Source organism: Corynebacterium sp. MSK039, assembly GCF_030232315.1.
Lineage (GTDB): Bacteria > Actinomycetota > Actinomycetes > Mycobacteriales > Mycobacteriaceae > Corynebacterium.
Map to the genome: position 1 here is coordinate 40,334 of NZ_JASPJL010000005.1, position 13,189 is coordinate 53,522.

Annotated in this window: 9 protein-coding genes; 2 read left to right on the plus strand and 7 right to left on the minus strand. The window is 67.3% G+C overall.

Features of this window, described 5'->3' with window-relative positions; genetic code table 11:
- Positions 1–19 precede the first annotated feature (19 nt).
- The 3 genes from QP997_RS05260 to QP997_RS05270 form a co-directional block, all read right to left on the minus strand.
- Complete coding sequence (locus QP997_RS05260) at positions 20–2,434, minus strand: Ig-like domain-containing protein (RefSeq protein ID WP_284846454.1); 2,415 nt, start codon at positions 2,432–2,434, stop codon at positions 20–22.
- A gap of 154 nt (positions 2,435–2,588) precedes the next feature.
- Positions 2,589–4,364, minus strand: coding sequence for a long-chain-fatty-acid--CoA ligase (locus tag QP997_RS05265; RefSeq protein WP_284846455.1), 1,776 nt, complete (start codon positions 4,362–4,364; stop codon positions 2,589–2,591).
- Between the two features lie 102 nt (positions 4,365–4,466).
- Positions 4,467–5,312 (minus strand): DMT family transporter, encoded by an 846-nt coding sequence (locus QP997_RS05270; protein WP_284846509.1) that lies wholly within the window; start codon positions 5,310–5,312, stop codon positions 4,467–4,469.
- Between the two features lie 169 nt (positions 5,313–5,481).
- On the opposite strand from QP997_RS05270, the gene QP997_RS05275 reads away from it, so the two are divergent.
- Positions 5,482–6,747 carry an aspartate kinase gene (locus tag QP997_RS05275; RefSeq protein ID WP_012361123.1) on the plus strand — a complete coding sequence of 422 codons (1,266 nt, stop codon included), beginning with the start codon at positions 5,482–5,484 and terminating at the stop codon, positions 6,745–6,747.
- A gap of 52 nt (positions 6,748–6,799) precedes the next feature.
- Positions 6,800–7,837 (plus strand): aspartate-semialdehyde dehydrogenase, encoded by a 1,038-nt coding sequence (locus QP997_RS05280; protein WP_284846456.1) that lies wholly within the window; start codon positions 6,800–6,802, stop codon positions 7,835–7,837.
- 153 nt (positions 7,838–7,990) lie between these two features.
- Here QP997_RS05280 and QP997_RS05285 read toward each other — a convergent pair whose 3' ends face one another.
- From QP997_RS05285 to QP997_RS05300, 4 genes are all read right to left on the minus strand, one after another.
- A complete protein-coding gene (locus tag QP997_RS05285) occupies positions 7,991–9,565 on the minus strand; it encodes an ABC transporter permease (RefSeq protein ID WP_284846457.1) in 1,575 nt (524 codons plus the stop codon).
- Between the two features lie 133 nt (positions 9,566–9,698).
- Positions 9,699–10,964, minus strand: coding sequence for a ferrochelatase (locus tag QP997_RS05290; protein ID WP_284846458.1), 1,266 nt, complete (start codon positions 10,962–10,964; stop codon positions 9,699–9,701).
- 3 nt (positions 10,965–10,967) lie between these two features.
- A complete protein-coding gene (locus QP997_RS05295; RefSeq protein ID WP_284846459.1) occupies positions 10,968–12,452 on the minus strand; it encodes a TIGR01777 family oxidoreductase in 1,485 nt (494 codons plus the stop codon).
- 48 nt (positions 12,453–12,500) lie between these two features.
- Complete coding sequence (locus tag QP997_RS05300) at positions 12,501–13,163, minus strand: RNA polymerase sigma factor (protein ID WP_284846460.1); 663 nt, start codon at positions 13,161–13,163, stop codon at positions 12,501–12,503.
- Between the last annotated feature and the right edge of the window lie 26 nt (positions 13,164–13,189).

Genomic DNA, 13,189 nt, shown 5'->3' on the forward strand with positions numbered 1-13,189 from the left:
AGTAGGAGTGGGGGAGGGCTTAGTCACGGGAGGCGCTAGAGCTGCCGGAGGAGGAACCCCCACCGGAGAACAGCGAGGTCAGCCACTCCCACAGCATGCGGAAGAAGTCGATCAGCGGGGCGAAGGGGGTGGTCGCCGAGGAGCTGGAGCCGCCCGGTGTCACCTGGTTGTCATTGCCATCGTCGGGGTTCTGGTTATTCCCGTCGTCCGGTGTGCCGGTATCGCCTGCCACGGTCACAGTCGTCGCCGTGCGGGAGACCTCCTCGCCGGAGGCATTGTGGAAGACCGCAGTGAGCTCTTGCGCGCCGGCGCGGTTCCACAGCACGTCGAACTCCGCGATTCCCTCGACAACCGGGATGCGGGCAGTCTCGCCGTCCTTGGTGACCGGCTTGCCGTCGATGAGGATCTCCAGGAAACCCGTCACGCTGCGCTGGCTACCGACCTCTGGGGTGAGGGTCGCGGTGTAGCTCGTGCTCTGGCCCTTCTCCGCGGCATCCGGCCCGTCGAGGGCGATCGCGACGTCGCTCGCTGCCGGGGCAGCCACGGTGATCGTCGTGGTGGTCGTCGCCCGCTTCGCGTCTGCCGGGTTAGCCGGGACGAAGGTGATAGGAACCTCGAATTCCCCTTCGCGTGGGAACACCAGCGGCAGGGTGGCGGTGCCAGTGCCCTCCTGGACCTCCGCGGAGATGCGGCGTCCGTCGATCACGGCGGTGACGGTGCCAGCAGCCGCCGGGGTCACGGTCACGGTGGTCGGGGTCTCGACCAGAGGCTCGACGCTCTGCGGGGCGGCGACCTCAAGCTGAGTCTCAGTAGCGCCCTTCACCTGCACAGTCAGCACATCCTCGGCGGGGGTTTGGGTGTCATCCGCCGGGATGAACTTGGCCTCCACCGGGAAGTCGCCTTCACGGTCTGGGGTGAACTCCACGCTCGCGGCGTGGTCCTCCAGCGTGCGGGTGATCCGCTCGCCGTCGATGAGGAACTCCACGGTGCCCTCTGCCCGCTCAGTGTTCTCCGCAGGGGTGACGGTCGCGCTAATGCTGACCGGCTGACCGGGGCGAACTGGGCCGGTCTGATCCGCGCGCAGCTCGATCGTCGTGCCGGTGACCGCATCGATCGTGATCGGAGCGCTGGCCGTGCCCGCCGCGAATGCGCTGCGTGGCGCGGGGGTGAACTCCGCAGTGATCTCCTGCTGCCCTGGGTTCGGGCCGGTGGGCAGCTCAGCGGTGGCGACACCATCGTTGACCCTCGCCGTCACCGTCGAATCACCAAGGCGGAAGCGGACGGTGCCCTCAGCGCCCTGAGCCACGGTGGCCTTGACCTCCACGCGCGAACGCGCCGGGGCATTCTCGGGAACCTCGACGTTCAGGGCAGCATCCTGGCCTGCGACCGTCACCGTGGTAGTGGCGGTGGCTGGCTTGAACTCGCCGGAATTCTTCGGCTGGAAGCTGGCCGTGACCTCGTGCTCGCCCGTGATGGGGAACGTCAGATCGGCGGTGGCCACACCATCAACCACTGGGGCGCTGGCCTTCAGGGAACCGGAGGTGAACTCCACGGTGCCTTCGGCCGCAGGCTCGAGGCGAGCGCTCAGGGTTGCGGGCTGACCGGCGACCGGAGTGCCGGTCGCCTCGAGGTTTAGGGCCACCTCGGAAGCGTCCTCAACGGTGACACTCGCCAGCTTGGCGGCCCGGGTGTCCAGTGGTGCGCTAGCGCTGGTGCGGGGCGAGCACTGCACCGGGGCCCAGATAGTGCCAACAAAGGGGGCTGACACCTTGCCCAGCATCGTGAGGAAGTTCTCGTCTCGAGCGAAGGTGCCTGCCTCCCCCTGGGTGCGCACGCCCAGCGCCTTCTCTCCGGGCGTCTTCGCCTTGAGGCGCAGCGTGATCTCCGGGAAGCGCAGGTCAATCTTGGAGCCGTTCAGCGTGTACTTGATCCCGCCCTCGCGGTTGCGGGAAGAGTTCGGGCCATTGCCGATGGTGGCGTTATCGGAGCTGGTCACGCGGAGGAACTCGCCCGTGGGGCTAGGATCACCGGCCGCATCCACCTGGAGGATCTTCATGCCCTTCAGGTTGGACTTCGACTCGTCGATCTCTGCACCCAGGAATTCCACGCCTGCCGGCAGCGCCATGTCCAGCTTCAGGCGGCTAGCGCTCTGCATTTTCGCCCCAAATGGCAACGACGGCAGTTCGACCTCCACGGGGTCAATGGAGAACCCAGCGCGGAACTCCTCGCCGATGCGAACGCTCTTCGGCGCGTCGATATTGACGGTGACGTTATCCGTGCTGAATTCCTGTGGCCCTGCCGCGGCGGAGGGAACCGCCTGGCAGCTCAGAGACATTGACGCGGACGTAGTCTCCGCGAGGGAAGCCTGGGGAATGAACAACATACCGCCGCCCAGCAGTGCCAGCGTCGCGGTGGTGGAGATGACCTTCTTCATCCCACTCCTTTTTAAGTTAGTGAAAGTGAGTAGACCTCCGGCGGGCGCCGAAAGATTAGAAGGTAGTTAAGCAGGGCTAAGTAAGTTCTGTCAATTGCATGTCAAGCCCAAAGACGGAGGTCCGGCCTCATCCCCTAGGCCGGCCGCGTCCGAACTAGCGGCGCTCCAGCTCCTCCAGAATCGCGCGCATCTCCGTGCGGCGCACCTTGCCCATCTGGTCGGCCGGCAGCGTTGCCACGTGGAAGAACTCCCGCGGCACCTTGTACCCCGTCAGCACCTTCTTGCAGTGCTGGCGCAGCGAGTCGTGCAGCTTCTCGCCCACGCGGCGCGGCTCGTGCTCCTCGCCCTCCGTTGCCTCCGCCAGCGTCACCGCGGCGACCACGCGCTCGGAGCCGTCCTCCTTCGCTAGCCCCACCACGGCGGCCTCCTTGACCTCCGGGTGCTCCAGCAGCGCTTCCTCCACCTCGGCGGGGTACACATTGAAGCCGCCGGTCACGATCATCTCCTTCAGGCGGGAGACGATCTTCACGAAGCCATCGGCCTCCATCACGGCCATGTCACCCGTGCGGAACCAGCCATCGGCGAAGATCTTTTCGTTAAGCTGCTCCTGGTGCAGGTAGCCGCCGAAGACCTGCGGGCCGCGCACCACCAGCTCGCCCTCCTCGCCGTAGTCCAGCACCTTCGTGGGGTCGTCCTGATCCACCACGCGGGCCTCCGTATCCGGGAACGGGACACCGACGTAGCCCGGGCGACGGTCCGCGCTCATCGGGTTACCCAGCACGATCGGGGAGGTCTCGGTCAGCCCATAGCCCTCCACCAGGCGGCCGTGGGTGACCTTCTCCCAGTTCTCCACCGTCGCCACCGGCAGGGCGGAAGCGCCGGAGAAGGAGTTCCGCATCGTGGAAAGGTCGAGGTTCTTCTCCTCCGCCAGCTTCACGATCGCCTGGTACAGGGCGGGCACACCCGGCACCCAGGTCGGCTTCTTCTTCTTAATCACCTGCTGCAAAAGGCTCGGCTCCGGGGCCGGGAGCAGCAGCAACTCCCCGCCGATCAGTGGTGCCAGCGCACCGTTCATCGTCATGCCATAAGCGTGGAACATTGGCAGCGCGGCCAGCATCCGCTCCGGATCAGCCTGCTCGCCCAGGCCCGGCACCCACGCCTTACCCTGGATCAGGTTCGCGCAAATATTGCGGTGGCTCAGCACCGCGCCCTTCGGCGAACCAGTCGTGCCCGAGGTGTACAGAATCAACGCCGGGGACTCCGGTCGCACCATCGGCAGCGCATCCTGAATCGCGCGGCGGCCCAACCCCGGTGCCATCGCATCCACGGCAGCGTCCCAGTCCTCAAACTGGGTCGGGCCACCCGTCAGCTTCGCCTTCGCCTTCCGCAGCGCCGGCACCGGCAGGGAGAGTGCGACCCGCTGCAGCAACGGCATCGACTTCGTGACGTTCACCGTGAACACCTTCTCCAGCGGGGTGGTGTCCACCAGGTGCTGCGCAATATCGGCCGCGTTATCCCAGAACACCGCAACCTTCGCGCCGTGATCCGCGAACGGCCCCTCCAGCTCGTGCGCGGTGTACAGCGGGTTGTGGTACACCGCCGTGGCCCCCAGGGAGACGATCGCGTAGAACGCCACCAGGTTCGCCGGGCAGTTCGGGAGGACGACGGCCACCCGGTCGCCCCGCTTCACGCCGTTTTCCTTCAGGACGGCCGCGGCCTTATCCACCAGCTCCCCGAACTCGCTGTAGGTGATCTGCGTGCCCAGGAACCACATCGCATCCCGCTTGCCGTACTTCCGCACCGCGTCGCGGAAGATGCTGACCAGGGTGGTCTCCCCGTAATCCAGGTTCGGGGCGGTCCCTTCCGTATAGAACTTCAGCCACGGCTTAGCCTGGTCAGAAGAGCTGTTCTGGGACGGTGCAGTGCTCACGGTGGGGTTCCTCCGGACAATTGAGGGCAGTAGTTGGGGGTTTGAATCAAGCCCGACTCACGATGATATGCCAGCCACCCCCGCCCGCGTGGCTAGTTCCGCCTAGTCGGTGATCGTCTTCCGGGAGAGCACCACCGTGGAGACGATCATGATCACCAACGCGGCGGCCATGTAGATCCACTGGTAGCCGGAGACGTCGAACTTCTCGCCCAGGATCGTATATCCCAGGGCGAAAGCGAAGATCGGCTCCACCACCGTCATCGCCGGCAGGGAGTTCTTCAACGGGCCCGCGTTGAAGGAGGCCTGCTGCACGGCCGTGCCGATCACAGCCAGGCCGATCAGCCCCCACAGCTCCCAACTGATCAGCAGATCCACCACTCCGGAGTGGGAGAAAATATTCGTCACAGCCTTGGACAGCACCGCCACATAGCCCATGATCCCGCCGGTGATCGAGCCCAAGATCAGCGCCCGATTCGAGCTCCGCGACCGCAGCGAAATCAGGTACATCACCGCGAAGATCACCACGCCGATGCCCAGCGCCGTCAACCACCGCGGCAGGGAAGGCTGCGCCACCCCGGCCTGCGGGCGACCCAAGACCACGATCACCGCCACCGCGACCGTGAGCAACGCCGCCCACGCCGTCTCCGACTTCGAAATCCGGCGACCAGAAAGCTTCGCCGAGAGCGGCAAGGTGAACATCAAGGAGAGCACCAGAATCGGCTGGACGACCAACAAGGTGCCGAAGCCCAACGCCACGATCTGGAAGGCATAGCCCAAAAAGGACAGCCCGAGCCCGGCCCACCACCGCACACGGGTGATCGCCGCGACCACAGAAGAGGTATCCGTCCCACCGGAATCCTCGGCGACCCGGTGCCGAACCACCGTGCCCCACGCGATCGTGAGCGCGGAGGCGAGGCCGAAGAGGATCGCCAGTGCGTTGCTATGCATCATCGGCCTCCACCCTAAACCAACAAGCGGTTGCCCCCGGCCAACGCCCTCCTATAGGGGCGCGCCTGCCCCTCCTGTAATCTGTGTAACACGGAAAACGCCCCACAACGGCAATAAGAAAACCCACCCCAATCAACTCCGAGCATCCGGGAAGGCGGGCCAAAACTACATGGCACTCATCGTGCAAAAATACGGCGGCTCCTCGCTGGAATCAGCAGAGCGCATCCGCAGCGTGGCGGAACGGATCGTGGACACTAAAAAGCAGGGCAACGACGTGGTCGTCGTCTGCTCCGCCATGGGTGACACCACCGATGAACTCCTGGACCTCGCCGAGCAGGTCAACCCCGTGCCACCGGCCCGCGAGATGGACATGCTCCTCACCGCCGGTGAGCGTGTCTCCAACGCCCTCGTGGCCATGGCAATCGCATCCCTCGGGGCCGACGCGCAGAGCTTCACCGGTTCCCAGGCCGGCGTGATCACCACCGAGCGCCACGGCAACGCACGCATCGTCGAGGTCACCCCAGGCCGCGTCCGCGAGGCGCTCGACGAGGGCAAGATCTGCATCGTCGCAGGCTTCCAGGGAGTGAACCGCGAGACGAAGGACATCACCACCCTCGGCCGCGGTGGTTCGGACGCCACCGCCGTCGCCCTCGCCGCGGCTCTGGACGCAGACGTCTGCGAGATCTACTCCGACGTCGACGGTGTCTACACCGCCGACCCACGCATCGTCAGCGATGCAAAGAAGCTGGATAACATCAGCTTCGAAGAGATGCTGGAGATGGCAGCCGTCGGCGCCAAGGTCCTCATGCTCCGCTCCGTGGAGTACGCCCGGGCCTTCGACGTCCCCCTGCGCGTGCGCTCCTCATACAGCAACGACAATGGCACCCTAGTTTCCGGATCGATGGAGGATATTCCAGTGGAAGAAGCAGTACTCACGGGCGTTGCCCACGACCGCTCCGAGGCGAAGATCACCGTCGTCGGAATCCCAGACGCGCCGGGCGAGGCCGCCCGCATCTTCCGCGCCGTCGCGGACGCCGAGATCAACATCGACATGGTCCTGCAGAACGTCTCCAAGCTGGACGACAACCGCACCGACATCACCTTCACCTGCCCGCGCGAGGACGGCGCCCGCGCCGTGAAGCTGCTCAAGGGCATGCAGGAGTCCGGTGACTGGCAGAACGTCCTCTACGACGACCAGGTTGGCAAGGTCTCCCTCGTCGGTGCCGGCATGAAGTCCCACCCGGGTGTCACCGCCGACTTCACCGAGGCGCTGCGCGACGCGAACGTCAACATCGAGCTCATCTCCACCTCCGAGATCCGCATCTCCGTGCTGATCCGCGAGCACGACGTCGATAAGGCCGTCACCGCCCTGCACGACCGCTTCCAGCTGGGCGGCGACGAAGAGGCCACCGTCTACGCCGGAACCGGCCGCTAAACACTACGCCCACAAGAACTTCTCTAAACAATCTTTTAAGGACTGATTCCCCGTGACCACGCTTGCTGTCGTCGGCGCCACCGGCCAGGTCGGCCAGGTGATGCGCGACCTGCTCCAGGAGCGCAACTTCCCTGCCGATCAGGTGCGCTTCTTCGCCTCCTCCCGCTCCGCAGGCAAGGAGCTGGAGTTCGGTGGCAAGAAGATTGTTGTTGAGGACGTCGCCGCCACGCCGACCGAGGAGCTCAAGGGCATCGATATCGCTCTGTTCTCCGCGGGTGGCGCGACCTCCCGGGAGCACGCCCCGCGCTTCGCGGAGGCCGGTGCGACCGTGGTGGATAACTCCTCCGCCTGGCGCAAGGACACCGAGGTTCCGCTCATCGTCTCCGAGGTCAACCCCGGCGATAAGACCGGTGCCGGCAAGGGCATCATCGCGAACCCGAACTGCACCACCATGGCCTGCATGCCGGCACTGGGCGCGCTGCACAAGGAAGCCGGCCTGACCCACCTGCACGTCTCCTCCTACCAGGCGGTTTCCGGCTCCGGGCTGGCTGGCGTGCAGACCCTGATGAACCAGCTGCGCGAGAACCTGGACAAGATGGAGCAGCTCGTTGAGGACGGCTCCGTCTTCAGCGCGGAGGATCTCGGCCCCTATGTGGCACCGATTGCCTTCAACTCCCTGCCGATGGCCGGCAACCTCGTGGACGATGGCACTGGGGAGACCGACGAGGAGCAGAAGCTGCGCAACGAGTCCCGCCGCATCCTGGGCATCCCGGAGCTGAAGGTCTCCGGCACCTGCGTGCGCGTGCCGGTGTTCACCGGCCACATGATGACCGTGCAGGCCGAGTTCGCCAACGAGCTCACCGCCGAGCGCGCCCGCGAGGTCCTGGAGGCCACCCCGGGCGTGAAGGTCGTGGACGTCCCGACCCCGCTGCAGGCAACCGGCATCGACGACACCCTCGTCGGCCGTATCCGCCAGGACCAGGCGGTCGACGGCAACCGCGGCCTGGTGTTCGTCGTGGCTGGCGATAACCTGCGCAAGGGTGCGGCGCTCAACACCATCCAGATCGCGGAGCTGCTGCTCGATAAGTAGCCCGCTGCCGGGGGCAGGCGAGCGCCCGGCCCTGCGCCATATCTGGCGTGTGCTCCGAAAGCATGCTCCAGTGGACGGCGCATAGCGAAAGGGAGCGACCTAGCATCACGCTAGGCCGCTCCCTTTGTCTTGCCCGAGAGCTATTCGCAGAGGCTAGGTGCGGTCCGTGGGAGTGCCCTCGGCAGAGTTGAAGCCTTCGCCTGAATCCGCTTGCTGGGCACCGTGCACCCCAGCGTCGTGGTTCGCAGCCCCGTACCCGGCCAATGCCCCATTCTCGGCGGCCGCGTGATTCTCGGCGCCCGGGGCGGCCTCGCCGGCCTCCGCGCCAACGGGCTCGCCAGCGTTCTCGCCGAAAACCTGCTGAGCCTCATTGGCCTCCTGCTCATCGCGCAGCTGACCGACCGCGATCAGCGCGATGCCCAGTACCGACCAGGCCAGCAGCACCAGCAGCGGCTGCCACAGCGCGGCATCCGGGAAGTGCACCAGCAGCTTGTTCAGCCGCGTCGCCGCACCTGGGGCCAGCGCCTCGCCGAGGTTGCCCAGCGCGCCCAGGAACTCGCGCGGCTCGTTCGCCCCAGAGAGCGGGTAAGCCAGCACCGGGATCGCCACGCCGATCCACGCCCCGTAGCTGCCCAGCAGGGCGCCGAGGCCCGCCACCGGAGCGGCGATAGCCAGGATCCCCAGCGTGAAGGAGAGCCACAGGGAGACCAGGTTGCCATCCACATAACCCACCGTCAGCACCGTCACGACAGCCGCGATCAGGCCACCGAGCACCGATCCCGCCAGCAGGGTCAGCACGCGCTGCTGAGCGCCACGCAGCAGCCCCACCGAGGCGAGCCCCAGCAGCAGACCGGCGAAGACCAGCGGAAGAGTCATCTTCCCCAGCGTCTTGCCCTGCTGCTCCTGCTCGGACAGCGGCACCAGGTCCTGGATATCCGGGCCAGCCATCGCGGCCTGCATGACCTCCGGGGAAGGCTGCTTGCCCTCGAGCTGCGCTCGCTGCGCCGGCAGCTGGTTGACCTCCTGGGCGAACTCCGCGATCGCCCGGGAGGGCTCCAGGCCATTCGCGGACGCCAGCAGCGCACGCACCTGACCCGGCTCATCCGAGATCACCAGCGCGCCCTGAACCTCGTTGTTCTTCACCGCGGTGCGCGCGGCGGCGGCGTCCTCGTAGCGCTCCATCGTGAAGGGGATGACGAGCTGGTTCTGCTCCGCGACCTCCTTCATCTGGCTGTCGAGCTCATTGAAGGTCTTCTCCGACGCGGCGATGCCCACCGGGATGTTCTGCGGTTCGGCATTCTGGGCGGGCCACAGGAAGGTCAGGAAGATCACCGCGATGGCTGCGATCGACATGATCGCCGTGCCGATGGACAGCGCCATCGGGCCCGCCGGCTTATTCTGCCCTTGTCCTTCGCCAGGGACGGTGCCATCCGCGGTGCCGTCCGCAGGAACCACACCGTTCGCCGGGGTTGCGCCATCCGCGACGGTGCCGTCAGTAGCGGTGCCCTGCGCGACGACGTCGTCGCCGGTGGTACTCTGCGCGGCGACGTCACCGGTCGGGACGTCCCCGTGAGCCACAGCGTCGCTGTTGATCGCTGCGCTGCCCTCGGCTGCGGCGGCGCCGTCAGTTGTCGCGGCGCGATCAGCGTCCGCGGGCCCGGTTGCGTCCGGACCCTCAGCCGGGTCGGTGGGGTCTTGGTTATAGGGATTCGCCATCTCGTGCGTCACGACCCTTTCATGACGGTTGGGGAAGGTTGACCTTCCCGATGCTAGCGTCTCCCGCCACCCGGCGAACAGGGAGTAGGCGAACTGTGCTTGCTGCGAGGTCTCCGCGGCCTCGGCGCCACGCGGCGCGGTCGGCCTAGCGCTGGGCCCCGCAGCAACCCGGTGTGCACGGCGCACCGTCGCAGGTGCCGCCGAAGTTCGGCACCGTCCCCAGCTTCTTCACCAGCTCCGCAGCGGCACGCTGCGACTCGGTGAACTCCGCGACCGGCAGCTCGTCGTCAGCGACCTCCGCGACCAGGTCCACGATCATGCTGGCGAAGCTCTTATCCAGGCCCGGCGTGGCCGCCCTCACGAAGGGCACCCCGTGCTCCTCCGCGACCTCCCGGACCTCCGTGTCCAGGTCCCACAGGACCTCCACGTGGTCGGTGATGAAGCCCACCGGGCACAGCACGATCGGGCGCTTATTACCCGCCGCCACGCGCGCCTCGAGGTGATCGCACACATCCGGCTCCAGCCACGGCACGTGCGGCGAGCCGGAGCGGGACTGCCACACCAGCTCCACGTCATAGGGAGTGCCCACGCCCAGATCCACGCCCGCGGTCTCGCCCGTGTGGGCTGGGCCGTCGCCGCGGCCGCCCACCGGCTTGCCCGCCGCCAGCTGGCCCGTCCACCCCAGGGACGCACCCGAACCCGGCCGGCCAGCGAAGCTCGAAGCCTCCTGGATCAGGCGGGATGCATTGAGCACCTGCTCCGAGTACAGGTTGCCCCCGAAGCTGTGTGGGCCGCCGGTATCGTCCGCCTTATTGGGCACAGAGTGCGCGGTAAACACCAGGTCGGCGTCGTCCTGAACGGAAGCGGGAAGCTCCGCGCGCGCCGCGTCCACCGCAGCGGCGAAGGCGGCGACGAACGCCGGGTGATCGTGGAAGTGCGGCAGGCGCTGCACCTTAGGTGCCTGAAGCCCAGCCTCGCGCACCGCATCCAGGGCGCGGCGGATGTCCTCGTTGTACTGGCCACAGCCCGAGTAGCCGCCCCAGGCGCTGGTGACGAACACGTACACCGTGGCGAAGCCCTCGCGGGCCAGCTGCACCATCGTGTCCTCTACATAAGGCTCCCAGTTGCGGTTGCCGAAGTACACGGGCAGGTCCACGCCACGGCTGGCCAGCTCGGCCTCGACATTCGCGATGATCTGTTTGTTCTGATCATTGATGGGGGAGCGCCCACCCAGGGCGTAATAGTGTTCCCCAACCTTCTCCAGCCGCTCCCGGGGGATACCCCGGCCGCGGGTCACGTTCTCCAGGAACGGGATCACGTCCTCCGACTTCTCGGGCCCGCCGAAGGAGAGGAACAGCAGAGCCGACCGGCCAGCCGGTGCGGCAGCGAAAGCAGAATCCGTAGCGCTCATAACCTATGACTGTAGTGGGCGCGCTGGGTTCTTCCCCAACTCGTGCCGCAGCGCGTCGGCTAGCTCCGGGGTCCGGAACTCGTGACCCAGATCGGCCAGCACGGCGGGGCGCACGTTCTGGTCCGCCAGCGCCAGCTCAGCGGCACCATCCTCACCCAGCAGCAGCCGGGGTCCGGCCGCCGGAACCGGCACCTGCATCTTAGACCGCAGGCCCCGCGGGAGCAGCGGGTTTCCGCCCACCTCCGCCAGCGTTGCCATGAACTCCCGGTTGCGCACGATCCCCGGCGCCACCGCGTTCACCGGCCCGTGCAGCATCGGGTCGGTCAGCGCCCGGTGGTAGATGTCCACCAGGTCATTCATCGCGATCCACGGGAAGAACTGCCGCCCGTCGCCGAGCGCCCCGCCGCCCAGCTTTGCCTGCGCGGTCAGCAGATCCAGCAGTGCGGTGCCTGCGGCCATCACCAGGCCGGTGCGCACCTGCACGACGCGCAGCCCGGCGGCCACCGCGGGCTCCGTCGCGGTCTCCCAGTCCCGGACGATCCGGCCCAGCGTCGAGGACTCATCCGCCGGAGCGGACTCATCCACTGGCTCTGAGGCATCCGCCCCGTAGAAGCCCACCGCCGAGGCGGACACGAAGGTGTGCACCCGATCCGTGCGCGCCGCCAGCTCCGCGAGCTTGCGGGTCGGCTCGATCCGCGAGCCCGCGACCTTCGCCAGGTGCTCATCCGTAAACCTGCCCGCAATCGAGCTGCCAGCCAGGTGCACCACCGCATCCACATCGGCCAGCAGATCCTCGGCAGGGTGCTGCGGGTCCCACTGCCGGTACTGCACCGCCGCCCCGCCCGGGCGCGCATTCGCCTCATCGATCAGCGGCTGCGGGTTCCGGCTCAGCCGGATCACCCGATGCCCCGCCAGCTGCAGCAGCGCGCACAGCTGCGTGCCCACCGCACCGGTTGCTCCGGTCACCGCGATCGTCATCTCGCCGGTGGACTCCCCGGCCCAGCCCCGGGCCTGCTGCAGGTGCTTCAGGTCCCCAGCCAGCTGCGCCTGCCGGTAACCGAAAACCCCCTTGAGCAGCTGATCTGCCAGAAAACTCGGCGCGTTCGTGGTGATCCGATCACGCAAGATCGTTCCGCCGCCGGCGTGGACGTCCTGAAAAGAATGGACATGCCGCCAACCGAACGCCGAACCGATCCCGGGAGTCGCACAGACGTCCGAGAACTGTGCCGGGGAGTCCACGTGCGCCGGCTGGCCACCGCTGGCCGCGACGAGCGGGCGGTAGAACCCCGGGTCGTGCTTGCCCTCCCACACCACGCCACCGGGGAAACGCATGCGAGTCAGCCCGCTCTTCAGATTCCCGGCCTCCTGCAGCAGCCGGACGCGCGTGAAGCCGGGCGTCAGCCGGGTGACGATCCCTGGCGTGGCATGCACGCCCCACACCTGGTCAATGGGGTGATCTAGGGTCTGTTCGAAGACTGTCTCGCTCATGACCCCCAGGGTACGCGCGCAAAATTTTTAGGACGTCAGGCTCGGGCGCTACGCCTGCCACAGGCGCCGCCCCTGGCGGGTGGGCCCGGTGGCCGCGGCCTGCTGGCGTTCCTGGCGGGCCTGCTGTGCCTGCTGCATATCGACCAGGTCGGCGCGGGCGCGAGCAACACGGGAGCGGATGGTGCCGGTGCGTACGTTCGCGATCTTCGCGGCCTCGGCGTAGGTGTAGCCCAGCATCTGGGTGAGGATCAGCGCCTCCCGGCGGTCCGTTTCGAGGGAGTTCAGCATGTCCTGGGTGTCCAGCCACTCCGCCCAGCTGGAGCCGCCCGTGGTCTCTGCCGCGGGGGTGTCGCCGGCGGCGTCCTCCCACTCGGCGGCGGACTTGCGTGGGCGGGCCATATCGTGGCGGATGCTATCCACCCACACGCGCCGGGCCAGGGAAAGGATCCAGGTGCGGGCTGTGGAGCGGGCGGCGAAGCGGGGCAGGGCGGAGAGTACGCGCAGGTAAGTCTCCTGGGTGAGGTCATCCGCCTGGTCCGGGTTCGCCAGGTGGGCGAGCAGCCGCCAGACGTCGTCGTGGGTGGCGGCGATGAACTCGTTGAGCGCTGCCTTGTCTCCCCGGGCAGCACGCAGCGCGAGGTCGGTGACGTGCGCGTCGACCTCGGCGGTGTGGCCGTGGCGGCCAGCGGGGGAGGGGGAGAAGTTGCTCATGTTAAAAGCCAGTCTAGCAGTGGCCT

Coding starts and splice junctions, on each gene's coding strand:
- QP997_RS05260 (WP_284846454.1), bottom strand. CDS start 2,434: ATGAAGAAGGTCATCTCCACCACCGCGACGCTGGCACTGCTGGGCGGC.
- QP997_RS05270 (WP_284846509.1), bottom strand. CDS start 5,312: ATGCATAGCAACGCACTGGCGATCCTCTTCGGCCTCGCCTCCGCGCTC.
- QP997_RS05275 (WP_012361123.1), top strand. CDS start 5,482: ATGGCACTCATCGTGCAAAAATACGGCGGCTCCTCGCTGGAATCAGCA.
- QP997_RS05290 (WP_284846458.1), bottom strand. CDS start 10,964: ATGAGCGCTACGGATTCTGCTTTCGCTGCCGCACCGGCTGGCCGGTCG.
- QP997_RS05295 (WP_284846459.1), bottom strand. CDS start 12,452: ATGAGCGAGACAGTCTTCGAACAGACCCTAGATCACCCCATTGACCAG.
- QP997_RS05300 (WP_284846460.1), bottom strand. CDS start 13,163: ATGAGCAACTTCTCCCCCTCCCCCGCTGGCCGCCACGGCCACACCGCC.